Source organism: Streptomyces sp. NPDC059696, from assembly GCF_042733745.1.
Classification (GTDB): Bacteria; Actinomycetota; Actinomycetes; order Streptomycetales; family Streptomycetaceae; genus Streptomyces.
In genome coordinates, this window is sequence record NZ_JBHWFG010000001.1 from 170,064 (window position 1) to 196,721 (window position 26,658).

At 69.8% G+C, this 26,658-nt stretch carries 22 protein-coding genes and 3 pseudogenes; 14 read left to right on the forward strand and 11 right to left on the reverse strand.

The features are described from left to right. A pseudogene (locus ACFV20_RS00780) lies at window positions 1–159 on the reverse strand (IS30 family transposase); the annotation flags it as partial. Between the two features lie 299 nt (window positions 160–458). Between ACFV20_RS00780 and ACFV20_RS00785 the strand changes: the two are divergent. From ACFV20_RS00785 to ACFV20_RS00795, 3 genes and pseudogenes are all read left to right on the forward strand, one after another. Then, window positions 459–995 (forward strand): GNAT family N-acetyltransferase, encoded by a 537-nt coding sequence (locus tag ACFV20_RS00785; protein ID WP_385650769.1) that lies wholly within the window; start codon window positions 459–461, stop codon window positions 993–995. Window positions 996–1,427: 432 nt separating this feature from the next. Further along, window positions 1,428–3,413: a recombinase family protein gene (locus tag ACFV20_RS00790; protein ID WP_385650770.1), complete on the forward strand. Its 1,986-nt coding sequence runs from the start codon at window positions 1,428–1,430 to the stop codon at window positions 3,411–3,413. Next, window positions 3,410–3,694 (forward strand): annotated as a pseudogene (locus ACFV20_RS00795) (ABC transporter permease); the annotation flags it as partial. The gene ACFV20_RS00790 and the pseudogene ACFV20_RS00795, both read left to right, overlap by 4 nt. Before the next feature lie 126 nt (window positions 3,695–3,820). On the opposite strand, the gene greA reads toward ACFV20_RS00795, so the two are convergent. Both greA and ACFV20_RS00805 read right to left on the reverse strand, forming a co-directional pair. After that, a complete protein-coding gene (gene greA, locus ACFV20_RS00800) occupies window positions 3,821–4,318 on the reverse strand; it encodes a transcription elongation factor GreA (RefSeq protein ID WP_385650772.1) in 498 nt (165 codons plus the stop codon). 178 nt (window positions 4,319–4,496) lie between these two features. Beyond that, window positions 4,497–4,895, reverse strand: coding sequence for a DUF4307 domain-containing protein (locus ACFV20_RS00805; RefSeq protein WP_385650774.1), 399 nt, complete (start codon window positions 4,893–4,895; stop codon window positions 4,497–4,499). A gap of 148 nt (window positions 4,896–5,043) precedes the next feature. Here ACFV20_RS00805 and mca point away from each other — a divergent pair, with 148 nt between their 5' ends. Together mca and ACFV20_RS00815 are read left to right on the forward strand one after the other, a co-directional pair. Then, window positions 5,044–5,925 carry a mycothiol conjugate amidase Mca gene (gene mca / locus ACFV20_RS00810; protein ID WP_385650776.1) on the forward strand — a complete coding sequence of 294 codons (882 nt, stop codon included), beginning with the start codon at window positions 5,044–5,046 and terminating at the stop codon, window positions 5,923–5,925. Continuing rightward, window positions 5,918–6,223 (forward strand): hypothetical protein, encoded by a 306-nt coding sequence (locus ACFV20_RS00815; protein WP_385650779.1) that lies wholly within the window; start codon window positions 5,918–5,920, stop codon window positions 6,221–6,223. Before mca ends, ACFV20_RS00815 begins: the two co-directional genes overlap by 8 nt. A gap of 100 nt (window positions 6,224–6,323) precedes the next feature. Here the strand turns inward: ACFV20_RS00815 and ACFV20_RS00820 are convergent, their stop codons facing one another. After that, the gene (locus ACFV20_RS00820; protein ID WP_385650782.1) at window positions 6,324–9,521 is read right to left on the reverse strand and encodes a tetratricopeptide repeat protein; all 3,198 of its coding nucleotides are present in this window, start codon (window positions 9,519–9,521) and stop codon (window positions 6,324–6,326) included. A gap of 361 nt (window positions 9,522–9,882) precedes the next feature. Here ACFV20_RS00820 and ACFV20_RS00825 point away from each other — a divergent pair, with 361 nt between their 5' ends. The 4 genes from ACFV20_RS00825 to ACFV20_RS00840 all read left to right on the forward strand — a co-directional run bounded on the left by ACFV20_RS00825 (window position 9,883) and on the right by ACFV20_RS00840 (window position 16,191). Beyond that, window positions 9,883–11,916 (forward strand): thioredoxin domain-containing protein, encoded by a 2,034-nt coding sequence (locus ACFV20_RS00825; RefSeq protein WP_385650785.1) that lies wholly within the window; start codon window positions 9,883–9,885, stop codon window positions 11,914–11,916. A 146-nt stretch (window positions 11,917–12,062) separates the two neighbouring features. Next, entirely contained in the window at window positions 12,063–13,331 is a 1,269-nt protein-coding gene (locus ACFV20_RS00830; protein ID WP_385650787.1) for a glycosyltransferase, read from the forward strand. Further along, window positions 13,328–14,977, forward strand: coding sequence for an ArnT family glycosyltransferase (locus ACFV20_RS00835; RefSeq protein ID WP_385650789.1), 1,650 nt, complete (start codon window positions 13,328–13,330; stop codon window positions 14,975–14,977). Before ACFV20_RS00830 ends, ACFV20_RS00835 begins: the two co-directional genes overlap by 4 nt. Next, on the forward strand, window positions 14,974–16,191 hold the full coding sequence (locus ACFV20_RS00840) for a glycosyltransferase (RefSeq protein WP_385650792.1): 1,218 nt from the start codon (window positions 14,974–14,976) through the stop codon (window positions 16,189–16,191). The genes ACFV20_RS00835 and ACFV20_RS00840 overlap by 4 nt, the downstream gene beginning before the upstream one ends. Window positions 16,192–16,209: 18 nt before the next feature. Here ACFV20_RS00840 and ACFV20_RS00845 read toward each other — a convergent pair whose 3' ends face one another. After that, window positions 16,210–17,436: an RNA-guided endonuclease InsQ/TnpB family protein gene (locus tag ACFV20_RS00845; protein WP_385650794.1), complete on the reverse strand. Its 1,227-nt coding sequence runs from the start codon at window positions 17,434–17,436 to the stop codon at window positions 16,210–16,212. 28 nt (window positions 17,437–17,464) lie between these two features. Between ACFV20_RS00845 and ACFV20_RS00850 the strand changes: the two genes are divergently transcribed. Continuing rightward, window positions 17,465–17,626, forward strand: coding sequence for an Arc family DNA-binding protein (locus ACFV20_RS00850; protein ID WP_385650796.1), 162 nt, complete (start codon window positions 17,465–17,467; stop codon window positions 17,624–17,626). A gap of 84 nt (window positions 17,627–17,710) precedes the next feature. Next, window positions 17,711–20,113, forward strand: coding sequence for a galactose oxidase-like domain-containing protein (locus ACFV20_RS00855; RefSeq protein ID WP_385650798.1), 2,403 nt, complete (start codon window positions 17,711–17,713; stop codon window positions 20,111–20,113). A gap of 185 nt (window positions 20,114–20,298) precedes the next feature. Here the strand turns inward: ACFV20_RS00855 and ACFV20_RS00860 are convergent, their stop codons facing one another. The 3 genes and pseudogenes from ACFV20_RS00860 to ACFV20_RS00870 all read right to left on the reverse strand — a co-directional run bounded on the left by ACFV20_RS00860 (window position 20,299) and on the right by ACFV20_RS00870 (window position 22,095). Continuing rightward, the gene (locus ACFV20_RS00860; RefSeq protein WP_385650801.1) at window positions 20,299–21,036 is read right to left on the reverse strand and encodes a Mut7-C RNAse domain-containing protein; all 738 of its coding nucleotides are present in this window, start codon (window positions 21,034–21,036) and stop codon (window positions 20,299–20,301) included. A 145-nt stretch (window positions 21,037–21,181) separates the two neighbouring features. After that, a pseudogene (locus tag ACFV20_RS00865) lies at window positions 21,182–21,298 on the reverse strand (TetR family transcriptional regulator); the annotation flags it as partial. Between the two features lie 83 nt (window positions 21,299–21,381). Beyond that, window positions 21,382–22,095, reverse strand: a complete 714-nt coding sequence (locus ACFV20_RS00870) for a hemolysin III family protein (RefSeq protein WP_385650804.1) — start codon at window positions 22,093–22,095, stop codon at window positions 21,382–21,384. Between the two features lie 328 nt (window positions 22,096–22,423). Here ACFV20_RS00870 and ACFV20_RS00875 point away from each other — a divergent pair, with 328 nt between their 5' ends. Continuing rightward, the gene (locus tag ACFV20_RS00875) at window positions 22,424–24,253 is read left to right on the forward strand and encodes a phosphoenolpyruvate carboxykinase (GTP) (protein ID WP_385650805.1); all 1,830 of its coding nucleotides are present in this window, start codon (window positions 22,424–22,426) and stop codon (window positions 24,251–24,253) included. 205 nt (window positions 24,254–24,458) lie between these two features. Here ACFV20_RS00875 and ACFV20_RS00880 read toward each other — a convergent pair whose 3' ends face one another. Both ACFV20_RS00880 and ACFV20_RS00885 read right to left on the reverse strand, forming a co-directional pair. Further along, window positions 24,459–24,950: an ATP-binding protein gene (locus tag ACFV20_RS00880; protein WP_385650808.1), complete on the reverse strand. Its 492-nt coding sequence runs from the start codon at window positions 24,948–24,950 to the stop codon at window positions 24,459–24,461. Continuing rightward, window positions 24,950–25,150, reverse strand: coding sequence for a hypothetical protein (locus ACFV20_RS00885; protein ID WP_358291478.1), 201 nt, complete (start codon window positions 25,148–25,150; stop codon window positions 24,950–24,952). Before ACFV20_RS00885 ends, ACFV20_RS00880 begins: the two co-directional genes overlap by 1 nt. A gap of 163 nt (window positions 25,151–25,313) precedes the next feature. Here ACFV20_RS00885 and ACFV20_RS00890 point away from each other — a divergent pair, with 163 nt between their 5' ends. Both ACFV20_RS00890 and ACFV20_RS00895 read left to right on the forward strand, forming a co-directional pair. Then, window positions 25,314–26,168 (forward strand): helix-turn-helix domain-containing protein, encoded by an 855-nt coding sequence (locus ACFV20_RS00890; protein WP_385650810.1) that lies wholly within the window; start codon window positions 25,314–25,316, stop codon window positions 26,166–26,168. Further along, window positions 26,140–26,439 (forward strand): DUF397 domain-containing protein, encoded by a 300-nt coding sequence (locus tag ACFV20_RS00895; protein ID WP_385650811.1) that lies wholly within the window; start codon window positions 26,140–26,142, stop codon window positions 26,437–26,439. Before ACFV20_RS00890 ends, ACFV20_RS00895 begins: the two co-directional genes overlap by 29 nt. Before the next feature lie 34 nt (window positions 26,440–26,473). On the opposite strand, the gene ACFV20_RS00900 is transcribed toward ACFV20_RS00895, so the two are convergent. Next, entirely contained in the window at window positions 26,474–26,653 is a 180-nt protein-coding gene (locus ACFV20_RS00900; RefSeq protein ID WP_385650812.1) for a hypothetical protein, read from the reverse strand. Window positions 26,654–26,658 lie beyond the last annotated feature (5 nt).

Consider the following 26,658-nt stretch of genomic DNA (forward strand, 5'->3'; position numbering starts at 1 on the left):
TCAAGCCGCGAGCAGTTTGGACAGACGCTCGGCTGGGGTTTCCCAGCCGAGCGTCTTGCGTGGGCGGCTGTTGAGCTCGGCAGCGACGGTGGCGAGGCGTTCGGGGGTGTGGGCGGACAGGTCGGTGCCTTTGGGGAAGTACTGCCGCAGCAGACCGGACGAACTGGACTCGGCGACCACGACCACGCGACACTTCGACAACAGGGCCTCTTGCTTCTCGCTGGACTCGACGTCCGCGAGCTACCAAGAGGCCCTTCCTTCATGCACTCGCCCTGGACAACTCACCCGAACCAGGCTCCCGTTCGAACCTGTCCGACCGCGCGAGCGGATAGAGAACAGGCAGTAAAGCCTCATAGGCCGTCGGCTCCCAGCCGGAGGGATGAACCCCTGCTCTGGACAGTGCAGATCGGCTCGGGAATCGCTTGGCCAGTGCTCGGCTGGGAGATCATCATGTGGGAATGCCTGAGAACCCATCCTCCGTGGCACCGACTGTGGTGCGCCTTGCCCGGTACACGAAGGCGGACCAGGAGGAGATCCTTGGCAACAGCGATGATCCCTTCGGTGTCGCCTGGACCGGTCTGACCTGGCTGCCGAAAGATGACCACTTCGGCATCAGACGCGACGACCGGCTCGTGGCGCACGCTGGCCTGCTCCGACTGCCTATCGCAATCGGTCACGCCGAGACAGAGGTGGTGGGCGTCGGTGGGGTGGCCGTCGCACCGGGCATGCAAGGTCAGGGGCTGGCGCGGCTCATCGTCACGGCTGCATTGGAGCACGCCCGCACGATGGGGCCTCAGCACGCACTCCTGTTCTGCCGACCTCCCCTCGTGCCGCTCTACCAGCGCCTCGGATGGCACCCGCTCGACAAGGACGTACTCGTCGAACAACCCGGAGCCCGCCTGGTGACCATGCCGCTGCGGACCATGGTGACGCCCCTGTGTGACGGCGCCCGCTGGCCTTCAGGGCCAGTGCGGCTGTTCTCGCTCCCCATGTGACGGCCTCTTGCAACACACGGTCACGGAAGCGGCCTGGCGTTATGTCGGTTCCGGCTGCACCCCTGGAGAGGCTGCCTTCGCTCTCGGCATTGCCGAAGACCTGGCAAACCTGCGCGAGATCAGGCGGCACATGATCGCCGAGGGGTGGAAATATGCCGAGCGAGGAGCGCCCGGAGAAGGAAAGAAGAGAACCATGCCCCGGCGAAGTGACCTCCCATTGGCGTCCTGTTGAGTGGACCGAGGCGCAAATGATTCGCCTAGCAACGCTCTTGATCGAGTTGATGCCCAATAATCCGCTATCGCATAAGAGTTGAGCGAGTAAAGCCAGACCGTGAGGCCACCTCACGAATTACGATGTGCAAAAACAACGCGACCCCGGCGGGAGATTAGGGCCTGCCGCTGGGGTCGCTGGCCAGTCGTGGAGGACTGACTATGGCGAAGCGTACCCTTGCGCGCTCCCTTCAGCAGAGGACCCTTCGGGTTGCCATCTATCTGCGGGTGTCGACGGCGCAGCAGCTCGAAGCTTACGGGCTCAAGGTTCAGGAAGAGCAGTGCCGCGCCTGGCTGGCGTACGCCCTGCGCGACGTGCCTCACACCATCGTTGACGTCTACGTGGACGGGGGCGTGTCGGGCAAGCTTGCCAACCGCCAAGACCTCGACCGCCTCACGGCTGACGCTCTTGGCGGCCGTCTGGACTTGATCGTCTTCGGCAAGCTGGACCGCATCGGACGCACCATGAAGAACATCCACCGTTGGGTCTACGACGTGACGGACAAGGGTGTGCGTGTGGCCACCGCTGACGGCCGGATCGACTCCGATGATGACATGTTCGGCATCCAGCTCTCTTTGCTCGCATACCTTGCCGAGGTAGAGCACGCCCTGATCTTGGAGCGTACGTCCGGCGGTCGGATGCAGAAGGCTGCGGTCGGAGGCTGGCCTCTGGGTGAGCCGCCCTTCGGCTACATGCTCGACGCTGACGGGAACCCTGCGCTCAACCCCGCAGAGATCGAACAGATCGAGAAGTTCGCAGACTTCATGATCGATTCGCCTGAGCCGGTGACTCGGGAGGGCGGCGCCCGCCACCTCAGTGCCCTTGGCTACCGAACGCGCCGGGGCAGGGAGTGGGAGGGCGGAAACCTCGTCGGCCGTGTCATGGCTGCTCTCAAGGGCTACGTTGAGTTCGTTTTCGCCGGAGAGAACGAGGACGGTGAGGAGATCACCACCACCTTCCGCATTGACCTCCCCAAGGCATTGCCGGAGAACCGAGCGGAGGAGCTGAGGGCCGCCCTCGCGCGCGGTGCCCGCGTCAAGGGCAAGCACGGCAAGTACCTGCTCTCGAACCGTCTCTTCAGCGTCTGTGGTGCGCACCGCACGGGCGCGATGGTCACGGAGAGTCGCTCGACTCATACGGCTGGCCGCTACTACCGATGCATGGCCAGCCGCACGGACGGAGAGGTGCCCGAGTCCCACGCGGACTGCTGGGAGATCCCCTGTGACGAGGTGGACGAGGCAGTCTGGGCTGAGGTCGAGAAGCTGATGTCCGACAAGGACAAGCTCCGCAGGCTGGTGGAGGAGTCCTTGGGGACCGTGCCCCAGCGATCCGCGTCCTATCGCCGACGGCTGGCGGAGTTGGACGAGCAGATCGAGAAGAAGCGTGCCAGTCGCAAGCGCAAGACTGCCCTCCTCCTCGCCTCCATCGATGACCGGGACGACGATGACGACGCCAAGCTTGTCGAAGAGATGAAGGCGGAGCTGAGGCAGCAGGAAGCCGACCTTGTTGCCGAGCGTGAGCGTGTCGCCGAGTGGCTGTGCGAGGTTGAGGGGCAGGAAAGCCGCACTCAGAACATGCTCGCCAAGATCGAGAAGGTTGACGGTCGCTTGGACGACTTCACGTTCGAGCAGAAGCAGGACCTGTTGGACCTGCTGGATGTGCGTGTGCAGATCACTGGCAAGGGCGAGTCTCGCCACAAAGGCGTGACGGACCCGATCGCTGCGTGGCACCAAGAGACCGGCGTGACCATCCCTGTCGCGATCACAGACGAGCAGCGGCACGAGATCGAGGGCATCGTCTCACCCAGCCGTCAGTGGAAGGACGTCCGGGACGGCTTTGAGGCGATGCTGGACAAGGTGCGTTCCGGGAAGAAATGGAAGGACTACGACGGCTCGGAGCAGATCGGGGGACGGGGCTGGGCGGCCCTGTATCGGCGTGCACAGCACTGGTGGGGCAGTGGCGAGTACGAGGCTGCGCTAGAGGCTCTGGCGCCCTACGAAGGCGTTGCACCGCCGCCCCTGTACGTGCTGCCCCCTATGGAGGTGACGGGCGCATCCGATCCGGAGTACACCGCCGAACGGGCTGGTCGGAGGGGCAGTGACGCCGAGTGCAACAGCGCGAAGATCGGGGCAGACGTTTCCCGATGATCATCTACGGCCTGATCCAGCCGATCATGTTCGTGGTGCTGTTCACCTACGTCTTCGGCGGCTCCATGCAGATCGGCAACAGCACCGGCGCCGCCGACTACAAGAACTTCCTGATGGCGGGCATCTTCGCGCAGACCGTCACATTCGCCACCGCCAGCTCCGGCGCCGGCATCGCCGACGACATGCACAAGGGCCTCATCGACCGCTTCCGCTCCCTGCCGATGGCACGCGGCGCGGTGCTCACCGGCCGTACCCTCGCCGACTCCGTGCAGACGGCCCTCATTACTCCATCCTGATCCTGGTGATCTTCCGGACCCTGGCGGTGCGCAAGTACCGCTCGGCGACGGCATGACAAGGCCCCCGGCACCGCTGCGGCGCCGGGGGCTCTGGCAGGGTCGGGCGGCCGGTCAGCCCTCGTACGGCTCGGCCTTGAGGATCTTCACCAGGGCCTTCTTGCCGTTCGGCAGCTCGTACTCGGCGTCCTCGCCGACCTTGTGGCCGATCACGCCGCTGCCCAGCGGGGACTGCGGCGAGTAGGTCTCGATGTCGGAACTGGCGTACTCCCGGGAGGCGAGCAGGAACGTCAGGGTGTCGTCCTCGTCGCCGTCGAACGCGATCGTGACGACCATGCCCGGCGCCACCGCACCGTCCGCCGCGGGCGCCTCACCGACCTTGGCGCTCTCCAGGAGCTGGGTGAGCTGGCGCACGCGGAGCTCCTGCTTGCCCTGCTCCTCCTTGGCCGCGTGGTACCCGCCGTTCTCACGCAGGTCGCCCTCTTCGCGCGCGGCGGCGATCTTCGCGGAGATCTCCGCCCGCGCGGGACCAGTAAGGTGCTCAAGCTCAGCCTTGAGCTTGTTGTACGCCTCCTGGGTCAGCCAGGTGACGTTCTCGCTGGTCTGGGTCACAGGTGCTCCTCGTAGGTACTGGGAATACAAAGCATCGCCCTACCCAGAAGAATGTTCCTTCACGGAAGGGCGAAACCACGAGCCTAACAATTCAGGGGCCCGAGGGGGAGGACATATGCGACGTCAATCACGTCAATGCAGGTCAGGCTCTACGTATTCCAGGTGAGGTCGAGCGGTCTCAGCCGGTGTGGCAGCCCAGCAGCTCGGCGGTGGTCCCCGGTGAGGTCGTACGCAGGGTGACGACCTTGTCGATGCGGGTCCCGTCCCCGTCGAAGCGGAAGTCGGCCCGGCCCACCTCGGCGCCGCTCTCGGCCTGCGAGCGCACGGTGCAGTAGCCGTCGGTACCGGCGTCCTTGCGGACCTCCAGATGCACCCGGACGGACTTCTCGCCGGGCTCGAAGCTGATCACCTCGGCGCTGATCTCGTTCTTGGCGACGTAGTGGTAGCCGAACCAGCCGATGAGTCCCAGCAGTGCCACCGCCAAGACGGCGCCCACGACCTTGAGCGTGCGGTCGGCGCGCTCGTCCGAGGAACGGCCGTAACGGCCCTCGGGCGGTCGCGTGCTCGCCGTACTCATGATCGTCCTCCTGGAAGGGCCGGGACGAGGGTCCCGGAAGGGGCTCCGGGACCCGGGCCCCGGAATTATTCGCCCCCCGATTCGGTCACTATAGAAGCCGCTGATTGCGCCGACGCACACAGGGCGCCGACTTACTGAGGATTGAGTCTTGACTGACCAGTTGCGACTGATGGCCGTTCACGCCCACCCCGACGACGAGTCGAGCAAGGGCGCCGCGACCATGGCGAAGTACGTGTCCGAGGGGGTGGACGTGCTGGTCGTGACCTGCACGGGCGGGGAACGCGGCTCCATCCTCAATCCGAAGCTCCAGGGCGACGCGTACATCGAGGAGCACATCCACGAGGTGCGCAAGAAGGAGATGGACGAGGCCCGGGAGATCCTGGGCGTCAAGCAGGAGTGGCTCGGCTTCGTCGACTCCGGGCTGCCCGAGGGCGACCCGCTGCCGCCGCTGCCGGAGGGCTGCTTCGCCCTGGAGGACGTGGACCACGCGGCCGGTGAGCTGGTGCGCAAGATCCGCGCCTTCCGCCCCCAGGTGATCACCACCTACGACGAGAACGGCGGCTACCCGCACCCCGACCACATCATGACCCACAAGATCTCCATGGTGGCGTTCGAGTCGGCCGCGGACACCGAGAAGTACCCGGAGGCCGAGTACGGCCCCGCCTACCAGCCGCAGAAGCTGTACTACAACCAGGGCTTCAACCGCCCGCGCACCGAGGCCCTGCACCAGGCGATGCTCGACCGCGGCATGGAGTCCCCGTACGGGGACTGGCTCAAGCGCTGGGAAGAGTTCGGCATGAAGCAGCGCACGCTCACCACGCACATCCCGTGCGCCGAGTTCTTCGAGATCCGTGACAAGGCGCTGATCGCCCACGCCACGCAGATCGACCCGGACGGGGGCTGGTTCAAGGTGCCCATGGAGATCCAGAAGGAGGTCTGGCCGACGGAGGAGTACGAGCTGGCGAAGTCCCTCGTCGATACCTCCCTCCCCGAGGACGACCTCTTTGCGGGCATCCGCGACAATGCCTGACATGAGCGCAAGCGCAAGCCTGGCAATGACGCATCTCGTCTCCTTCGCCAAGGAGGTCGACGAGGACAAGGTCACCCCCGGAGTCCTCGGCTTCATCGTCTTCGCGGCGATGGCCGTGGCGGTGTGGGCCCTGATGAAGTCCATGAGCCGGCACATGAACCGGGTCGACTTCACCCAGGTCCCGGACCCCGAGGCCGAGCAGCGGGACCAGTCGGCGACGGAACCGTCCCCGGCGAAACCGTCCGCGGCGACCCCGGCGGCAGAGCCCTCCGGCGGGACCGGCAAGAAGCAGAGCTGACGCCCCCGAGGGGGCGCCCTCGTCGACGGGGACCGCACCCGTCGACGAGGGCGCCCCTGCCGGGATCGCCGGCGTGCGGGGGTGCTCCGCGCCGCGAGGCCTATGCCCTCGGTGTCACCGGCACCCCCATCACCTCGCGCGCGTGCCGGTTCGGGACCATGCCGAGGCGCCAGGCCTGCCAGCCCGCCTCAAGGGTCACGCCGCGCTCCAGCAGCAGCCGGTAGGCGTCGAGGTAGTCGTCGAGTTTGGCGTCGCGCAGGTCGTGGCCCGTGCGGGACAGGTGCGCCAGTTCCTCCTGCGCCACCGCCGTCCCCACCTCGATGCCGCCCGGGGCGGCGTAGGGGAGCAGGGTGCAGCGCAGGAACCGGGCCCAGTCCTCGCCCCGGCGGTCGCCGTAGGACGTGAACAGCTCCACCGCCTCGTCGCACAGGGCCAGGGCCTGCTGGACGCGGGCGTTGCCCGCGTCGACGACCACCAGCTCCAGGCACGTCCACGCCTCCCCGTGGGCGACGCCGATGCGCTGGAAGTCGGCCCGGGCGTCGACCAGCAGCTGGCGGGCGAAGCCGGAGTTGCGCAGGGAGCCGGTCTGGGCCGCCCGCTGGTCCCGGGTGACGCGGGCCGAGTGGTGGCGTGCGCAGGCCAGGCCGTAGACGTCCCGCATGCGGGAGAACATCGTGCGGGCGCGTTCCAGTTCACGGACGGCCTGGTCGAGGTCGCCGGTCTCCTCCAGGGCCTGGCCCAGGTAGTACAGCGTCCAGGCCTCGCCGCGCGCGTCCTCGTTGTCGCGGTGGCGCGCGGCCGCCCCGCGCAGCTCCTCCACCGCCGGGGACGCGTCACCCGCGACCAGCAGCGCCCGGGCCAGCTGGGTCAGCGCCCAGGCCTCACCACGGGCGTCACGGGTGCGCCCGTACAGGTCCAGGGCCGCCCGCAGCTCGGCCTGCGCACGCGGGACGTCACCCATGCGCAGCCCCAGCTGGCCGAGCTGGAAGTGCGCCCACGCCTGGCCGTGCACGGATTCGCCCGCGCGGTGCAGGACCAGTGACTCGGTCAGCAGGTCCAGGGCCTCGCCCACCCGTGCGCGGTCCCGCTCGACCGCGGCCAGGGCGTGCATCGTCCAGGCGCGGTCCGTGGCCAGCTCGGGGGAGGCCTGCAGCGCCAGGGCCTCGCGGAGCTTCTCCGACGCCTCGGTCAGATTGCCCTGGTGGTGCAGGGTGATGCCGAGGGAGCACAGCGCGCGGGCGGCACCGGCGTCGTGGTGGGCCTCCCGGTAGAGGTCCACGACCGACGCGAGGGTGGTGCGGGCCTTGTCCAGTTCGCCCAGCTGCCGTGCCGCGATACCCGTGCGCCACTGCACCGAGCGGACCAGCAGGCCCTCGTCCACCGCCTGCGCCAGCTCACTGATCTCGCCCAGCCGGTACAGGTCGCCCCGCAGCAGGCAGTAGTCGCACAGGGCGCCCAGCAGGTTCAGCACCGCCGCCTGGTTCACGCCCTCGGCGTGCCGCAGCGCCGCCGTGATGAAGCTCGACTCGTCGTCCAGCCAGCGCAGCGCCTCGTCGAGGGAGGTGAAGCCGTACGGGCTGAAGCGGTTGGTGCGTGTCGACATGTTGCCGTCGACCATGCGCAGCACCGAGTCGGCCAGCTCGGCGTAGTTCACGATCAGCCGCTCCTGCGCGGCGGTGCGTTCGGCCGGCTCCTCCTCGTCGAGGAGGCGGGCCTGGGCGAAGGAGCGGACCAGGTCGTGCAGCCGGTAGCGGTCGCCCCGGACGTGGTCGATCAGGCCGGCCCGGGTCAGGATCTCCAGATGGCGTTTGGCCTCCGCCTCGTCGGTGGCCAGCAGCGCGGCGGCCGCCGCGGCACCCAGCGAGGCCCGCCCGGCCAGGGCCAGCCGGCGCAGCAACCGCCGCACGGTCTCCGGCTGGTCGGTGTAGCGCAGCCACAGGGCGCGCTCGACCGGCTCGACGGGGCCGTACGCGTCGAGGTCCGTGGCCAGCGCACGCGGGGAGCGCGGGCCGAGGCAGGAGCCCGCGATGCGCAGTGCCAGCGGCAGCCCGCCGCACAGCTCCCGGACCCGGTCGGCGGACTCCGCGTCGTACGGTCCGGTGCGGTCCTGCGCGGCCGCGCCCAGCAGTTCCTCCGCACCGGCGGCGTCCAGCGGCTCCACCGCCAGCCGGTGCACCCGGGCGGGCAGGCCGTCCAGCTCCAGCGGGCCCCGCGCGGTCACCAGCACCAGGCTGTCGGACCGCTCCGGGACCAGCGCACGGATCTGCTCCGGGTCCGAGGCGTCATCGAGGACGACCGTGACGGGCAGGCCCGTCAGATGCTGGTGGTACAGCTCGCTCAGCCGTTTGACCTGCTGGTCGGGGGACGAACGCTCGCGGAACAGGAGCTGCTCGCGGGGCGCGCCGAGCCGGTTCAGCAGATGGAGCAGGGCCTCACGGGTGGACAGCGGGGATCCCCCCGGCCCTTCGGCGCGCAGGTCGACGACACAGGCGCCGCGGAAGTAGTCCCGCAGATCGTGCGTGGCGTGCACCGCGAGCGCGGTACGGCCGCTGCCGGGCTCGCCGTGCAGCACCACCACGGTCGGCTGGGTCTCCGTGCTCGCCCGGGCCGCCTGCACCCACTGCCGGATCTGCGCCAGCTCGGCCCGCCGCCCGGCGAAGGGCCGCGCGGGCTCGGGGAGCTGCCCGAAGGACTGCTCCAGCACGTTGCGCCCGCGAGCCGCCGCGCTCTTGTCCGCGCCGCGCAGCCGCGGGCCCGTCTTCGTGGGCCCGGTCGAGGCCGCGAGCACCCGCTGCTGGTCCAGGAACGGCCGGATGCCGCGCACCTCCAGCGCCGTCAGCCACTGCAGCCGCAACTGCTCGGGCCCGCCCGGCTGGCTCGCGGCCCCGGCGCGATGGTGCGCGGCCGGCAGATGCGACCCCACGACCTTCAGCACCGTCGCCGCGGCCCCCACGACGCCCACCGTGGCACCCGCCCCGAGCGCGGTGCCGGTGCCCGTGCCCAGGGCCATGTCGGCGACGACGGCCGCGACCGCCGCCACGCCGGCCACCAGCAGCGGTGTCCCGGCGCCCTCGCGGGCGTAGCGCTGCCCGAAGGTGAGCTGGCCGGCCGCCGCCTCGTCCAGGGCGCGGGTGTAGGCCTCGTACTCCTCGGACGCGTTGCGTGCCATCACGTCGAGCGCGCCGCGCGCCCGCGCGAGCAGCACGTTCCCGTCGGTGCGGCCGCCCGTGCGGCGCACCTCCTCCTCCACGGCTCTTCCCAACAGCCGCTCGGCCTCCGCCCGATGACCGTCCCGCATGTCAAGGTCCCCCTCCGGCCACAACTCCTGTGCCTACGAGTGTCCTTGGTGGGAGGCGTGAGCGCGAGGGGGCGACGATCAACGGTGCGTCCGGTGCCCCCAGCCGCTCACCGGAGGGCGGGAACGCCGCGGGAACGGGACGGGAAGCCGCGTCCGGCCACGTCGGCGTCCGGTGGTACCGAGCGCGTAGCTCCTCACCGGGGCCCGGTACCGGACCACTACCGGGCGGATCCCGCGCACCGGCTGGAAGGTGGAGCGGAGCGGATCCCGCGCACCGGCCGGAAGGGGGAAGGGAGACCGCGGCAGGCGCCGCGCGACGCCTGACGCGTGCGGGGCCGGGTACTGCGGCAGGATGGACACCATGCCGAACCGACTGGCGCACGAAACGTCCCCCTACCTCCTTCAGCACGCCGACAACCCCGTCGACTGGTGGCCCTGGTCGGAGGAGGCTTTCGACGAGGCCCGGAAGCGGAACGTGCCCGTTCTGCTCAGCGTCGGCTACAGCAGCTGTCACTGGTGTCACGTGATGGCGCACGAGTCCTTCGAGGACCAGGAGACCGCCGAGTACCTCAACGCGCACTACGTGAGCGTGAAGGTCGACCGCGAGGAGCGTCCCGACGTGGACGCCGTCTACATGGAGGCCGTGCAGGCCGCGACCGGGCAGGGCGGCTGGCCCATGACGGTCTTCCTCACCCCGGACGCCGAGCCGTTCTACTTCGGTACGTACTTCCCGCCCGCCCCCCGCCAGGGCATGCCCTCGTTCCGGCAGGTGCTCCAGGGCGTGCACCAGGCGTGGGAGGAGCGGCGGGACGAGGTGACCGAGGTCGCCGGGAAGATCGTCCGGGACCTGGCCGGGCGGGAGATCTCCTACGGCGACGCGCAGACCCCGGGTGAGGAGGAGCTCGCGCAGGCGCTGCTCGGGCTCACCCGGGAGTACGACCCGCAGCGCGGCGGCTTCGGCGGGGCGCCGAAGTTCCCGCCGTCCATGGTGCTGGAGTTCCTGCTGCGCCACCACGCCCGCACCGGCGCCGAGGGGGCGCTGCAGATGGCGCGGGACACCTGCGAGCGCATGGCCCGGGGCGGCATGTACGACCAGCTCGGCGGCGGCTTCGCCCGCTACTCCGTCGACCGCGACTGGGTCGTGCCGCACTTCGAGAAGATGCTGTACGACAACGCCCTGCTGTGCCGGGTGTACGCCCACCTCTGGCGCTCCACCGGCTCCGAGCTCGCGCGCCGGGTCGCCCTGGAGACCGCCGACTTCATGGTGCGCGAACTGCGCACGAACGAGGGCGGGTTCGCCTCCGCGCTGGACGCCGACAGCGACGACGGCACGGGCCGGCACGTCGAGGGCGCGTGCTACGTCTGGACGCCCGGGCAGTTGCGGGAGGTCCTCGGCGAGCAGGACGCCGACCTCGCGGCGCAGGTCTTCGGCGTCACCGAGGAGGGCACGTTCGAGGAGGGTGCGTCCGTCCTGCAACTACCTGTACGGGACGGTGTGTTCGATGCCGGGAAGGTCGCCTCGATCCGGGAGCGGCTGCTCGCGGCGCGGGCCGAGCGGCCCGCGCCCGGCCGGGACGACAAGGTCGTCGCCGCCTGGAACGGCCTCGCGATCGCCGCGCTCGCCGAGACCGGCGCCTACTTCGACCGGCCCGACCTGGTCGAGGCCGCCGTCGCCGCGGCCGACCTCCTGGTCCGGCTGCACCTGGACGAGCAGGCCCGGCTCACCCGCACCAGCAAGGACGGCCACGCCGGCGCCAACTCCGGTGTCCTGGAGGACTACGCCGATGTGGCGGAGGGCTTCCTCGCGCTCGCGTCCGTCACCGGGGAGGGCGTCTGGCTGGAGTTCGCCGGGTTCCTCCTCGACCACGTCGTGGTCCGCTTCACCGACCCCGAGTCGGGCGCGCTGTTCGACACCGCGGCCGACGCGGAGCGGCTGATCCGGCGCCCGCAGGACCCGACCGACAACGCGGCCCCGTCCGGCTGGACGGCGGCCGCGAACGCCCTGCTGAGTTACGCCGCGCACACCGGTTCCGAGCCCCACCGCACCGCCGCCGAACGGGCGTTGGGGGTCGTGAAGGCGCTGGGACCACGGGTGCCCCGCTTCATCGGCTGGGGACTGGCCGCGGCCGAGGCCGTGCTGGACGGTCCGCGGGAGGTGGCGATCGTGGGTCCGGCCCTGGACGACGAGGGCACAAGGGCCCTGCACCGCACGGCACTTCTGGGCACCGCGCCCGGTGCGGTGGTCGCCGCGGGCGTGCCCGGCAGCGAGGAGTTCCCCCTGCTCGCGGACCGTCCGCTGGTCGGCGGTGAACCGGCCGCGTACGTCTGCCGTAACTTCACCTGTGACGCCCCGACGACCGACCCCGATCGGCTCAGTACGGTCTTGAGTGGCTGAAGTCACGTATCAACGGAAACATGGTCTTTATCTGAACAGCCCCCGTGCTTCACAGTTCCCCCCTAATCTCTGCACAGTGACGTGGCGGACGAGGCCGCACCGGCCCACCGTCACGACAGGGGGTTCTGGGATCTGGGGGGATCTGTTTGCTGACGTCTGTCTTCATCGCTGCCGTTTCGCTTGCCCTGTTCTGGATGGCGGCGTTCACCCTGTGGTGGCAGATGCACGCCTGGCGTACGCCGGAAGTGCTCGCCTCCACCCGGTTCAGCAGCCCGGACGGGGACGGGCACGTCTCCTTCTCGCTGCTGCTGCCCGCCCGGCACGAACAGGCGGTGCTGGACCACACGATCCAGCGGCTGCTGGAGTCGAGCCACACCGACTTCGAGATCATCGTGATCGTCGGACACGACGACCCGGAGACCACCGCGGTCGCCGAGCGGGCCGCCGCGCGTGACCCACGGGTCCGGGTCGTCGTCGACACGCACGAGAAGAAGAACAAGCCGAAGGCGATGAACACGGCGCTGCCGCACTGCCGTGGCGCCGTCGTCGGGGTCTTCGACGCGGAGGACCAGGTCCACCCCGAGCTCCTCGCCCACGTCGACCACGCCTTCCTCACCACCGGTGCGGACGTCGTCCAGGGCGGGGTGCAGCTGATCAACTTCCACTCCAGCTGGTACAGCCTGCGCAACTGCCTGGAGTACTTCTTCTGGTTCCGCTCGCGGCTCCACCTGCACGCGCAGAAAGGTTTCATTCCGCTCGGCGGCAACACCGTCTTCGTCCGCACGGACGTCCTCAGGGAAGCCGGCGGCTGGGACCCGGACTGCCTCGCCGAGGACTGCGACCTGGGCGTGCGCCTGTCCAGCGTCGGCAAGAAGGTCGTCGTCGCCTACGACTCCGACATGGTGACCCGCGAGGAGACCCCGGGTTCGCTGATGTCCCTGCTGAAGCAGCGCACCCGCTGGAACCAGGGATTCCTCCAGGTGTACCGGAAGAAGGACTGGAAGCAGCTGCCCACCCTCGGGCAGCGCCTCCTCGCCCGCTACACCCTCATGACGCCGTTCATGCAGGCCTTCACCGGCCTGATCATCCCGCTCAACGTGGCGATCGCCCTGTTCCTGGACGTGCCCGTCGGCATCGCCTTCGTCACCTTCCTGCCGGCCGTCACCGCCCTGGTCACGTTCGTCTTCGAGATCGTCGGACTGCACGACTTCGGCAAGCAGTACGGCCTGCGGGTCCGCTTCGCGCATTACCTGAAGCTGATCGTGGGCGGCCCCTTCTACCAGGTCCTGCTCGCCGGCGCGGCCGTGCGGGCCGTCTGGCGCGAGCAGCGCGGCCGCAACGACTGGGAGCTGACGACCCACGTCGGCGCGCACCTCGACGAGACGGCAGTGACCCGAGAGGACGTTCCCGCGTGACCTCCACCCTTCCCGCGGTGACCGCTGCGAAGGTCCCCGCGCAGCGCGGGCCTGCGCCCCGCGCCGGTGCGCACCGGCGCGTCGAGCCGCCGAGCCGGCTGCGCTCCTCCCGGCCCGACCTGCTCCTGTGCGGTGTCCTCCTCGCGGCGATCCTCGTCGTGCAGGGCTGGAACATCGCCGACTACCCGGCCCTCAGCGACGACGAGGGCACCTACCTCGCCCAGGCCTGGTCGGTCCAGCAGGGCGACGGACTCGCCCACTACACCTACTGGTACGACCATCCGCCGCTCGGCTGGATCCAGATCGCCCTGCTGACCTGGATCCCCGCGCTGATCAGCCCCGAGTCGATGACGGTGGGCACCATGCGCGCCGCGATGCTGGTGATCAGCGGCATCAGCGCGGTCCTGGTCTTCGTGCTGGGCCGGCGCCTGGCGCTGCCCCGCTGGGCGGCCGCCCTCGGCATGGTGTTCTTCGGGCTCTCGCCGCTGTCGATCGTGCTCCAGCGGGAGATCTTCCTCGACAACCTCGCGGTGATGTGGACGCTGCTGGCCTTCACGCTGGCCGCCTCCCCGAGCCGCCACCTCTGGCACCACTTCGGCGCGGGCATCGCGGCCGCCACGGCCGTCCTCACCAAGGAGACGATGCTCATCGTCCTGCCCGCCCTGTTCCTCACCATGTGGCGCCACAGCCACCGCGACACCCGCAAGTTCGCCCTCACCGGAGCCGTCACGGCCTGCGCCCTGATCGGCTTCTCGTATCCGCTGTTCGCCCTGCTCAAGGGCGAGCTGCTGCCGGGTGCCGGGCACGTGTCCCTCTGGGACGGCGTCAAGTACCAGATGACCAGACCCGGTTCGGGCTTCATCCTCGACCAGGGCTCCGGCTCCTGGGGCGTGCTCCAGTCGTGGCTCTACTACGACCGGATCCTGCCCCTCGGCGGCCTCGCGGGCGCCCTGCTGCTGCTCCTCACCTGGCGCTGGTCGGTCACCGCCCGCGCCCTGGCCGGACCCGCCCTGGCCGTCGCGATCTTCGCCGCGCTGGCCCTGCGCCCCAACGGCTACCTGCCCGCGATGTACGTCATCCAGGCCCTGCCGTTCCTCGCGCTGGTCCTCGCCGGGGGCACCGCCTCCGTCGCCCACGCGGTGCTGAGCCGCTGGCGCTCCGAGGCGGAGAAACGGTACGTCAGCGTGGGCCGGTACACCCTCGCCGCCGTCCTCGCCCTGGCCGCCGGCGCCTACGTCGTCCCGCACTGGTACGACGGTGCCCGCACGGCCGTCACCACCGACGCCAACGCCCCCTACAAGGCCGCCTCGACGTGGCTGGCCACGGAGGTCGAGGACCCGGAGAAGACCCGGGTGCTGGTCGACGACGCGCTCTGGCTGGACCTGGTGCACCAGGGCTACCGGCCCGGCCTCGGCGTCATCTGGTTCTACAAGGCCGACCTCGACCCGGCCGTGACGAAGACGATGCCGCACGGCTGGAAGGACCTCGACTACGTCGTCGCCTCGCCGACCGTGCGGCGGGACGCGGCCGACCTGCCCAACGTCAAGGCCGCCATGGAGCACTCCGAGCCGGTCGCCACCTTCGGCACCGGTGAGGACCGCATCGAGATCCGCCAGATCCAGACGTCCGCCGGAGGCGCGCGATGAGCCAGGAGCACACCGTCCCCGGCGAGGTCGTCGGGACCGAGCCCACCGAGATCCCCGAGCCGGGCGCGGTCACCATCGTCGTACCGACCTTCAACGAGTCTGCCAACGTACGGCAGTTGCTGCACCAGATCACCGAGGCCGTCCCGGCCCGGCTGCCCTGCGAGGTCGTCTTCGTGGACGACTCCACCGACGACACGCCCGCGGTCATCGAGAAGGCCGCGCAGGACTGCCCGTTCCCCGTCACCGTGCTGCACCGCGAGGAGCCGGTGGGCGGGCTCGGCGGCGCGGTCGTCGAGGGTCTGAAGGCGGCCACCTCGGACTGGATCGTCGTGATGGACGGCGACTGCCAGCACCCGCCGTCCCTCGTGCCCGACCTGGTCGCCACCGGCGAACGGGCGGGCGCCGGACTGGTCGTGGCCTCCCGCTACATCAAGGGCGGCAGCCGGGCCGGCCTCGCGGGCAGCTACCGCATCGCCGTCTCGCGCGGGGCGACCTGGCTGACCAAGGCGCTCTTCCCGCGCCGGCTGCACGGCATCAGCGACCCGATGAGCGGCTTCTTCGCGATCCGCCGCAGCGCGGTCACGGCGGACGTCCTCCAGCCGCTCGGTTACAAGATCCTCCTCGAACTCGCCGTCCGCAGCCGCCCGCGCACGGTCACCGAGGTGCCCTTCGTCTTCCAGGACCGGTTCGCCGGCGAGTCCAAGTCGACCGCTCAGGAGGGCCTGCGCTTCCTGCGTCACCTGGCCGGACTGCGCACCGCCTCCCCGGTCGCGCGCATGATCGGGTTCGGCCTGATCGGGCTGACCGGCTTCCTGCCCAACCTGGTCGGCCTGTGGGCGCTGACCGCCGTCGGCATGCACTACGTCCCGGCGGAGATCCTCGCCAACCAGCTCGGCGTCGCCTGGAACTTCCTGCTCATCGAGCACCTGCTGTTCCGCGAGCGACGCCGGCACCGGCGCTGGTTCGACCGGGCCGGACGGTTCGCGCTGCTCGCCAACGCCGACCTGGTGCTGCGCATCCCGCTGATCGCCCTGTTCGTGCACCAGCTCCATCTGGGCGTGCTGTCGGCCACCGCGCTCGCGCTGGTGACGACGTTCGTCCTGCGCTTCGCCGGGACCGAAGCGCTCGTCTATCTGCCGCGCCGGGGCCGGAACAAGCCCGTGCGCGGGAGCACCGCACAGCAAGGAGAGCCGTTTGACTCCTCCCCCTCCTGAAGAAGGGGGATTCCTGGCTCAGGCTGCCTCCGGGAGCAGCGCTCCCGGGGGGCTTACGCCCTCGGCACCAGCCGGGTTGAGACCAGCCCGGACCAGCATCACGCGTGCGGAGTTCTTGTCCCGAGGGGATACGGCTTTGCACGCGGTGCAGGTGTAAGTACGTTCCGAAAGAGGAAGTGCGTGCTTGGTTCTCGCTCCGCAGGACGCGCATTCCATGGTGGTGTGCGCGGGGTGAACGAGGCGGATGTCCCGCCCGTGCTTGCGGCCCATCTCGATCAGGGCCGTCTTGGTAGCGCCGATGGCGGCGTCGGCGGCTTTGCGGGCCATGGTGGTCCTCGAGAGGAACTTCGGCCGGAAGTCCTCGACGGCGATGGCGTCGTGGTCGCGGACGACCCGCTTGGCCCACTTACGGGCGGTGTCCTGCCGCTGCCGGGCGACCTTCTTGTGCAGCTTCGCGACCTGCGCCCGGGCTTGCCGGTAGCCCTTGGACGCGGCGTGCCCCCGCGTGGGCTTACGGCGGGACGTCATCCGCTGGTAGCGGGCGAGCTTGTGCGCCGCGGTCTTCCCGTGCTGGGCGTGCGGCAGGTCGTGCGCGTCGGATGTGGTGGTGGCGGTCTCCTTGACGCCCCAGTCCACGCCGAGCACACGGCCGGTCTCGGGGAGCGGCTGGACCTCGGCGGCGGCGACGAACGACGCGTACCAGTGTCCGAGGCTGTCCCGGTACACACGCACCGAGGACGGCACGGACGGCAGATCCCGCGACCACACCACCGTCAGCACGATCCCGCCCGCGAGATGCAGACGGCCATCTTTCAAGCGGAAGCCCCGGACGGTGTAGTTCAGCGTCGGCAGCGCTTGGCGCTTCTTCCTTACCCCGGGCATGCCCGCGCGCTGCCGGATCGGCAGGCGCGTGTCGATGTCCTTCAGCGCCTTGGAACGGGCCGTGCCGAAGTCGCGGACGGTCTGCTGCTGCGGCACCGAGGCGCCTTCGCGGAGCCAGGGGAGTTTGGCGCGGGCCTCGGTCAGCATCTTGTCGAGCTGGGCTGGGCCACACGTCAGCTTGTCGTCCGGGTGCGCGCGGTTGTGGGCGTATATCCGCCGGGACTTGGCAACGCACTCATTCCAGATCCAGCGGCAGCGGTCCCACTCGGCGAGCAGCGCGGTGCGGGCCGTGGACGACACGCGGAGCCGGTAGGTGTACCGGGCGTGCCCCGTACCCTCCGCCGTCTTCCGTTGTGTCGTCATGACACCATTCTACCACTAAACTTGGGGTATGGATCATGAAGAAGTACGCATCACGCTCCGTTTGCCCGCCGACCTTCACGCATGGCTGGTCTCCGAGGCCAAACGCGCCCGCAGGTCCCTCAACTCCGAGATCTTGCACCGGCTTGAGGGCGGTGGTGGCCCAGTCCCGGCAGACGAGCAATCGCCCTGACGGCAATTGCTCTTTCCTTGTCCTGCTCCGCAGGAGTCTGATTCCTCCCCTGCCTGAAGGCCGGGGCATCCTCGGAGGCTCCCGGTGAACAGACTTCGTAGAGGTACCGCGTTCCTGGCCGTGGCGGGCCTCACCGCGGGCCTGCTCCTGACCGCACCTCAGCCCGCCTCCGCCGCCAACCTCATCAAGAACCCCGGTTTCGAGACCGCGGGCGCCGACGGCATGCCGTACTGCTGGGAGAAGTCCGGCTGGGGCGACAACGACTTCACCTTCACCACCACCTCCGACGCGCACACCGGCTCCCAGGCCATGAAGGTCGAGCTGACCCGCCGCGTCGACGGCGACCGCAAGGCGCTGATCACGGAGTCCGCCGCGTGCGCCCCGGTGGTGACGCCGGGCAAGCAGTACGACCTCGGCCTCTGGTACAAGACGACGACCCCGGACGCGGCGATCACCCTCTTCCGGCACGACACGACGGCCGGCTGGCAGTACTGGACCGACCTCAAGACGCTGGACCTGGCCGGGAACTGGACCGAGGCCACGGTCCGCACGCCCGAGGTCCCGGCCGGCACCGACCGCATCACCTGGGGCGTCTCCGTCTACGGCACCGGCTCGGCCACCACCGACGACTACCGCATGGACCAGGTGCCCGACCCGGTCCTGCCGCCCGCGTGCACGGGCACCGCCCAGCAGTGCGCCGACGGCAAGTGGGACGTGCTGCCCACGCGGAACCCGGTCCGCTCCATGCACTCCGTCGTCCTGAACAACGGCAAGGTGCTGCTGATCGCGGGCTCCGGCAACGACGAGTCGATGTTCGAGGCCGGCACCTTCACCTCGGCGGTGTACGACCCGCAGAAGGGCACCTACAAGGTCGTCCCCACGCCGAAGGACATGTTCTGCGCCGGGCACGTGCAGCTCCAGGACGGGCGCGTGCTGGTGATGAGCGGCAACAAGGCGTACCCGGTGCCGGGCGGACACGGCTACGAAGGGTTCAAGGACTCGTACATCTTCGACCCGAAGACCGAGACCTACGCCAAGACCAACGACATGAACGACGGCCACTGGTACCCGTCGGCGACGATCCTCGGCAACGGTGACGTCATCTCCTTCGGCGGGCTGCGCGAGGACTCCACCGGCTCGGTCACCGCCGAGCTGTTCTCCGAGGCCGAGCAGCGGTGGCAGCCGCTGTGGAAGGTCAACCAGACCTGGTCGTACTGGGGCCTGTACCCGTCGATGATCCTCATGCAGGACGGCCGCCTCTTCTACTCGGGCAGCCACGTCTTCGGCAACAACATCCCCGGCACCGGCTCGGCGATCTACGACTACGGCGCCAACACCACCACCCAGGTGCCCGGCCTGCGCGACAAGGACGAGCGCGACCAGTCGGCGAGCGTGCTGCTGCCCCCGGCGCAGGACCAGAAGGTCCTCACCCTCGGCGGCGGCAACATCGACTCCAACCCGGAGGCCAACCGCCTGACCGACATCATCGACCTCAAGCAGCCGAACCCGTCCTACGTGGCCGGGCCGCCGATCCCGCAGGGCACGGTCGACCTCGGCAACGGCCCGGTCCCGCAGACCGGCGACCAGGGCAAGATGTACGTCTCCGCCGTGCTCATGCCCGACGGCAAGGTGCTGGAGACGGGCGGCGCGCTGCACAACCGTGCCAACCCGGTCCACGAGACGTCGATCTTCGACCCCGCGTCGCAGACGTTCGACCCGGTGGCCGCCGACCCCGAGGCACGCGGCTACCACTCGTCGGCGTTCCTGCTCCCCGACGGCCGCGTGATGACCACCGGCGACAACCCGGGCAACGGCACCTGGAACCACGACGTGTCGGTGTACAGCCCGCCGTACCTGTTCAAGGGCCCGCGCCCGGCGATCACCTCCGTCATCGACACCGAGTGGACCTACGGCGACACCCAGCGCATCACCGTCGACCGGCCCATCGCCAAGGCCGAGCTGATCCGCCCGGCCGCCGTCACGCACTCCTCCGACCCGAACCAGCGGTTCGTGGACCTGCCGCTGTCCGTCGACGGCGACAACGTCGACCTCAACGTGACGAGCAACCCGAACCTGGCCCCGCCCGGCTGGTACATGCTCTTCGCGGTCGACGCCAACGGGGTTCCCTCGGTGGCCAAGTGGGTGCACCTCCAGGGCCCGCAGGCACTCAAGGCGACCGACGCCTCGGCCCACGTCCACGACTTCGCGGACGAGCCCACGGGCAAGGTGGTCGAGCCCGGCAAGAAGCGGACGTCGCAGAAGGTCAGCCCGACGCTCTCCGGCTGCGCCCGCCACTACGGCTCGATCAACGTCTGCGTACCGACGGACTTCCCGGCGGAGGTGAAGAAGACGACGGCGGCCCGCTGCGAGTGGCTGAAAACGAACGACTACGGCCGCCTGCGGATCAACGGCAAGGACGACCCGCTGGGCCTGGACAGGAACAGGGACGGCATCGCCTGCGGCAAGAAAGACCTGACCAGGCGCTGACGCCCCCTCCCGGGGCGCGGGGAACTGCGCGACCAGCCACGACGGCCGCGCGGTTCCCCACAGCGCTCGACCCGCAACGGCGCTCGACCGGCAACGGCGCTCGACCCGCCACGGCGCTCGACCGGCAACGGCGCTCGACCCGCTACGGCGCTCAACCCGCAACGGCGCTCTCCGCTCAACCGCGCTCAACCCTCGATCGCGCTCCGGGAGAAAGCGACCGCCTCCTCCACGATGGCCTCCAACTGCTCGTGATGCGCCCCCCGCCAATACGCCCGCCCGCACGCCGTGCACTGCGCGAACACGTCGTACGTCGCATGCGTACCGTGCTTCAACTGATCGGCGACCTCGTCCTTCGTCGCCTCACGCAGCACCCCGTTGCAGGCCGTGCACCGCGTCCAGGGCCGCAACCCGGGCCGGAACCGGTCCAGCACGTCCCGCAACTGCTCCTCGGGCCGCGTGCTGTACACGAACGCCCCGGCCCACAGTTCCCGGCGCCGCAGCAGCCCCCGGTCGCGGCTCAGCATCACCCGCCGCTCGGCCGCCGAACGCGCGGCCAGCGCCGGATCCCCGATGTCGGTCGACTCGTACGCCGTGTCCACGCCGAGCAGGCGCAGCCGCCGGGCCAGCGTGCCGAGGTGCACGTCCAGGAGGAAACGCAGGGGAGCGCCCGGGACCTGCTGGGGCCGGGCGACGGACCGGACCGTCACCGACTCGCCGGCCGCGGGGACGTGCGCGAAGGGCACCTCACGGCCGTCGACGACCAGCGCGCCGACCTCGGTCAGCGGCACCCCGAGGGACTCGACGACTTGCCCCAGGCTGGAGACGCCGTCGGTGGCGGCCCGCACGGCGCCCGCCTGCCGGGCACGGGGCACGAAGACGTGCAACTCGGGGGCGAACTCGACCTGGATCTCGGGACCGTTCACCCGGTCAGGATGCCATGGCGCAAGGGCGCCGGCCTCAGGGTTTCGCGGCCGGCAGGCCGTGTTCGAGGACGGCCAGGGGCGCGGTCGACGAGATCCCGGACGTCGTGGCGGTGGCCGGTCTTTCACCTCGGGCTCCTCGGCGAGGCTGCTCCTCGACGAGCGCGTAGGCCGCGGCGCGGATCGCCCCGCGGGTCTTGATCTTCTTCCGCTCCCGGAGCCCCGGCCGGGACCGGTCGGCGGGGGTCGTGCTCGGAGCCGTCATGGGGTCATTGTCGGCCATCACCGGGGGCCGGACATGCGAAGGGCCACGGCCGGCAGCCGTGGCCCGACGGGGGAGGGAGGGTGCTACCCGTGCTGGTAGGCCACCAGCGAGATCCCCACGTAGTGCGTGATGAAGGCCGCGAGCGTGAACGAGTGGAACACCTCGTGGAAGCCGAACCAGCGCGGTGACGGGTTCGGCTTCTTGATCCCGTAGACCACGCCGCCCGCGCTGTAGAGCACACCGCCGACGATGACCAGGACGAGGACGGCGATGCCGCCGGTTCGCATGAAGTCGGGCAGGTAGAAGACGGCCGCCCAGCCCATCGCGATGTAGCAGGGCGTGTAGAGCCAGCGCGGGGCGCCGACCCAGAAGACGCGGAAGAGGATGCCGGCCACGGCCGCGGTCCAGATGCCCCATAGCAGCCACTGCCCCTTGGCTCCCGGCAGGAGCAGCATGGTCAGCGGCGTGTAGGTGCCCGCGATGATCAGGAAGATGTTGGCGTGGTCGAGCCGTCGCAGGACGCCGTCCATGCGGGGGCTCCAGTTGCCCCGGTGGTACAGCGCGCTCACGCCGAACAGCAGGCAGGCCGTCAGAGCGAAGATCCCGCAGGCGACGCGTCCTCTGGTGGAGTCGGCCAGGGCGGTCAGCACCAGGCCCGCGATCAGTACGGCCGGGAACATGCCCAGGTGCAGCCAGCCGCGCAGCTTCGGCTTCACCGGGTGCGGCAGGGAGAGCGCCTTCGGACCGTGGCCGTCGGCCGCCGAGTCCGTGGGCGCGTCGGGGACGTACGCAGTCATGGCCGAATGGTAGCTACGGAACCGTAAGTCACGTATCAGTGCCTCCGCTTGGCAGGCGAAGAGTGGCCATCCTCTCGTCACCGTTCTGCGGCGGTCACGCAAACGGACTCCCAGGTGAACGCAACGTGCACGTAAAGAGGCCGCGGGAAACCGTGGCGAGCCTCACGTTGCTCACCTGTGCGCTCCTCTGGACAGATGGGCGCATACGTCGGATGATCAAATGAGTGCGGTCGGCACCGGATGAGCGCCAAGATCCACCCAGAAGCATCCGGGTCGCAGCCCCCACGGGGCCTCCACATCACAAAAAATCCCTCATTTAGGAGCAATCGTGGCGCGCGACATCGCGGCTCCCACCGTCCCCACCACCCATCAGGGGCTGATCTCGTGGGTGAACGAGATCGCCGAACTGACGCAGCCGGACAACGTGGTCTGGTGTGACGGATCCGAGGCCGAGTACGAGCGACTGTGCGAGGAGCTCGTCGAGAAGGGCACCTTCCGCAAACTCGACCCGATCAAGCGCCCCCACTCCTACTACGCCGCCTCCGACCCCACCGACGTCGCGCGCGTCGAGGACCGGACGTTCATCTGCTCCGAGAAGGAGGCGGACGCGGGCCCGACCAACCACTGGAAGGCCCCCGCCGAGATGCGGGAGATCTTCCAGGGCACCGACGGCCAGGGCGGCCTGTTCCGCGGCTCGATGCGCGGCCGCACCATGTACGTCGTGCCCTTCTGCATGGGCCCGCTCGGCTCGCCGCTGTCCGCACTCGGCGTGGAGATCACCGACTCCGCGTACGTCGCCGTCTCGATGCGCACCATGACGCGCATGGGCCAGGCCGTCCTGGACGAGCTCGGCTCCGACGGCTTCTTCGTCAAGGCCGTGCACACCCTGGGCGCCCCGCTGGAGCCCGGCCAGGCGGACGTCCCCTGGCCCTGCAACCAGACCAAGTACATCTCCCACTTCCCCGAGGACCGCGAGATCTGGTCCTACGGCTCCGGCTACGGCGGCAACGCCCTGCTCGGCAAGAAGTGCTACGCCCTGCGCATCGCCTCCGTCATGGCCCGTGACGAGGGCTGGCTCGCCGAGCACATGCTCGTCCTCAAGCTGACCCCGCCGCGCGGCGAGGCCAAGTACGTCGCCGCGGCCTTCCCGAGCGCCTGCGGCAAGACCAACCTCGCCATGCTGGAGCCGACCGTCCCCGGCTGGACGGTGGAGACCATCGGCGACGACATCGCCTGGATGCGCTTCGGCGAGGACGGCCGCCTCTACGCCATCAACCCCGAGGCGGGCTTCTTCGGCGTCGCCCCCGGCACCGGCGAGCACACCAACGCCAACGCGATGAAGACGCTCTGGGGCAACTCCGTCTTCACCAACGTCGCCCTCACCGACGACAACGACATCTGGTGGGAGGGCATGACGGAGGAGACCCCGGCCCACCTGACGGACTGGAAGGGCAACGACTGGACGCCCGAGTCGGGCGTCCCGGCCGCGCACCCCAACGCCCGCTTCACCGTCCCGGCCTCGCAGTGCCCGATCATCGCGCCGGAGTGGGAGGACCCCAAGGGCGTGCCGATCTCGGCGATCCTCTTCGGCGGCCGCCGCGCCACCGCGGTGCCGCTGGTGACGGAGTCCTTCGACTGGAACCACGGCGTCTTCCTCGGTGCCAACGTGGCCTCCGAGAAGACCGCCGCCGCCGAGGGCAAGGTCGGCGAGCTGCGCCGCGACCCGTTCGCGATGCTGCCGTTCTGCGGCTACAACATGGGCGACTACATGGCCCACTGGGTCGACGTGGCCAAGGACAAGGACCAGTCCAAGCTGCCGAAGATCTACTACGTCAACTGGTTCCGCAAGAACGACGAGGGCAAGTTCGTCTGGCCCGGCTTCGGTGAGAACAGCCGCGTCCTGAAGTGGATCGTGGAGCGCCTGGAGGGCAAGGCCGAGGGCGTCGAGACCCCCATCGGCATCCTGCCGACCAAGGAGGCCCTCGACACGGACGGCCTGGAACTGGCCGAGTCCGACCTCGACTTCCTGCTCACGGTCGACAAGGAGGTCTGGCGCGAGGAGGCCGCCCTGGTCCCCGAGCACCTCAACACCTTCGGCGACCACACGCCGAAGGAGCTGTGGGACCAGTACCGCGCGCTGGTGCAGCGCCTGGGCTGAGACCCACCCCGAACTCCGCGGCCGGCCCGAACCGACAGTGCCCTGACCAGCAACATCGTCACGGCCGGCCGCGGAACCGACTGGCGGGACCCGTACAACGGCGTGCGGGGTCCGGGGCCGGTCACCGCGCCCTCCGTCCGCCCCGACGGAAACCAGCGACGACCGGCCCCCTCCCGCCCGCTTCGGCGCGGCCCCCCAGGCGGGCTCACGAACGTGCCGATGAATGACCGAGCGCTCCGGCCGACGGCCTACGTCGACCGGAGCGCTCGGGCGTTCTCGAGGTGCGGGTATCGATGCCGGCGTCGGCGTCGGCGTGGGTTTCGGTTTCGGTTTCGGTTTCGGTGAACAGCTCGCACCACACCGTCTTGCGACCCGGCTCCTGCTCCACACCCCACCGCACGGCCAGCGCGTCCACCAGTGCCAGCCCGCGCCCCGACTCGGCTTCGGTGCCGACGCCCGCGACCAGAACGGGCAACACCCGGGGGTCGGGATCGCTGACCCCCAACCGGATCCGCCCGCCTTCCTCGCGCCACACCCGCACCGTGACGGGGACGGCCTCCCCGACGTGTCGGACCACGTTCGTGACGAGCTCGCTCGCGCACAGCTGCACATCGGTCCCGTACGGGCGCAGCGCCCGCCGCACGCCGGACACCCCGGCCGGGGTCGCGAGCAACTCCAGCGTCGTCACCGGCGGCATCACGCGGCACGCTGCCGCAGGGCTGCGGCCAGGGCCTGCGCGGTCAGGAGATTGCAGGCTCCGAGCGTGATCAGCGGCCGCGCGGGCCGGGAGGCGAGGGCCGGGAGATCGAGTCCGAGGGACGGCAGGGTGATGCCGTGTGCGGCGAGCGCGGCTCGCAACTCCTCGACGCAGGCGTCGGCTTCGGCGGGGCTGTGCATGGGGGTTCACACCTTACCTTCCAGTGCGCTGTGTGACGAACCCCTCACACTCTGCCGCCGTCGGCCGTAGCGTGACAGCCGTTCGGTCTCCCGCTCCTGAGCTGCGCGTATGCGCCGCTGGATCCGGTAGCGGGCGGTAACGGCACACCAAGGACGGTGAACGATGGGTCAGCGCAAGGACATCGACGGTTCGACGGGCGTCCCGACCTTCTACGGCAGTGAGTTGCGCTTCAAGCGGGAGGAGGCCGGCCTCACCCTCCAGCAACTCGTCGAGGGCAGCTTCTACGGCCCGAGCCACCTCAGCGAGATCGAGCGCGGCACGCGCCGGATGCCGGCGGAACTCGCGGAGCACGTGGACAGGGTGCTGGGCACGGACGGCTTCTTCAGGCGGCGCTGCGAGGACGTGCGACGGGCGAAACGACGGGGACACGCGAGCTACTTCGAGCGGGTGCTGGAGGCGGAGCAGCACGCGGAGACCATCGAGGAGTGGTGCCCGACACTGGTGCCGGGGTTGTTGCAGACGGAGGCGTACGCGCGGGCGGTCACTCGCTCTGCCCACCCTCTGGCTCCGGACGAGGAGGTGGACGAGAAGGTGACTGCCAGGCTGGCGCGGGCCCGGCTGTTCGAGGACGACCACAAGACCCCGGAGTACTGGGTGATTCTCCCCGAGTCGTTGCTGCGACAGCCGATCCTGCCGCCGGAGCGGAGCGCCGAACAGTGGGAGCGCATCGCGGAACTCGCGCGACGCCGCCGGATCGTTCCCCAGATCCTTCCGTGGAACTGCGGGGCGCATCCGCTGATGCTGGGCTCGGCCATGGTCATGGCCTTTCCGGACGCGCCGCCTTTGGTGTACACGGAGGCGCAGTACAGCGGAGACACCATCGACGACCCGGCTCTCGTGAGGCAGTACCGCAAGGCATACGATCGGCTCAGGGCCGCCGCACTGCCCCCAGAGGCGTCCCTCGCCCTGATCGAGCAAGCGGCTGAGGATGACCGAAATGGCAAACCAAGCAACTGACTTGAGCACGGCCATCTGGCGCAAGAGCAGCTACAGCAACGGAACGGGCGGCGACTGCGTGGAGGTAGCCGAGGCCTTCCCCGGCGCCGGTCGCTGGCGCAAGAGCACCTACAGCAACGGCGACGGCGGCAACTGCGTCGAAGTGTGCGACGCCCACACCGCCGTCGTCCCCGTCCGTGACTCCAAGGCGCCCCACGGCCCGGTCCTCACCATCACGGCCCCGGCTTGGACGTCCTTCGTCACGTCCCTCAAGTCGGCACCTGCTGCGTGACTCCATCGGCTCCGCGAGGGCGGAGTCGGTGGCTTCATCTCTTCGGTCTCCGGCGGGCCATGGCCATGACGGTCAGCGCCAGCCCGCCGAGACCGGCAAGTGCTCCGGCACCCATGAGCACAGGGTTCTCTTCCCGGGCACCCAGGATGATGCAAAACAGACCGAATGCGGCGCCGATCACCACGAACAACGTCAGCTTCTTGACCTGACTCATGGGCA

Coding starts and splice junctions, on each gene's coding strand:
- ACFV20_RS00845 (WP_385650794.1), bottom strand. CDS start 17,436: ATGACGACACAACGGAAGACGGCGGAGGGTACGGGGCACGCCCGGTAC.
- ACFV20_RS00850 (WP_385650796.1), top strand. CDS start 17,465: ATGGATCATGAAGAAGTACGCATCACGCTCCGTTTGCCCGCCGACCTT.
- ACFV20_RS00890 (WP_385650810.1), top strand. CDS start 25,314: ATGGGTCAGCGCAAGGACATCGACGGTTCGACGGGCGTCCCGACCTTC.
- ACFV20_RS00815 (WP_385650779.1), top strand. CDS start 5,918: ATGCCTGACATGAGCGCAAGCGCAAGCCTGGCAATGACGCATCTCGTC.
- ACFV20_RS00900 (WP_385650812.1), bottom strand. CDS start 26,653: ATGAGTCAGGTCAAGAAGCTGACGTTGTTCGTGGTGATCGGCGCCGCA.
- ACFV20_RS00820 (WP_385650782.1), bottom strand. CDS start 9,521: ATGCGGGACGGTCATCGGGCGGAGGCCGAGCGGCTGTTGGGAAGAGCC.
- ACFV20_RS00895 (WP_385650811.1), top strand. CDS start 26,140: ATGACCGAAATGGCAAACCAAGCAACTGACTTGAGCACGGCCATCTGG.
- ACFV20_RS00870 (WP_385650804.1), bottom strand. CDS start 22,095: ATGACTGCGTACGTCCCCGACGCGCCCACGGACTCGGCGGCCGACGGC.
- ACFV20_RS00880 (WP_385650808.1), bottom strand. CDS start 24,950: ATGCCGCCGGTGACGACGCTGGAGTTGCTCGCGACCCCGGCCGGGGTG.
- ACFV20_RS00785 (WP_385650769.1), top strand. CDS start 459: ATGCCTGAGAACCCATCCTCCGTGGCACCGACTGTGGTGCGCCTTGCC.
- ACFV20_RS00825 (WP_385650785.1), top strand. CDS start 9,883: ATGCCGAACCGACTGGCGCACGAAACGTCCCCCTACCTCCTTCAGCAC.
- ACFV20_RS00885 (WP_358291478.1), bottom strand. CDS start 25,150: ATGCACAGCCCCGCCGAAGCCGACGCCTGCGTCGAGGAGTTGCGAGCC.
- ACFV20_RS00840 (WP_385650792.1), top strand. CDS start 14,974: ATGAGCCAGGAGCACACCGTCCCCGGCGAGGTCGTCGGGACCGAGCCC.
- ACFV20_RS00790 (WP_385650770.1), top strand. CDS start 1,428: ATGGCGAAGCGTACCCTTGCGCGCTCCCTTCAGCAGAGGACCCTTCGG.
- ACFV20_RS00805 (WP_385650774.1), bottom strand. CDS start 4,895: ATGAGTACGGCGAGCACGCGACCGCCCGAGGGCCGTTACGGCCGTTCC.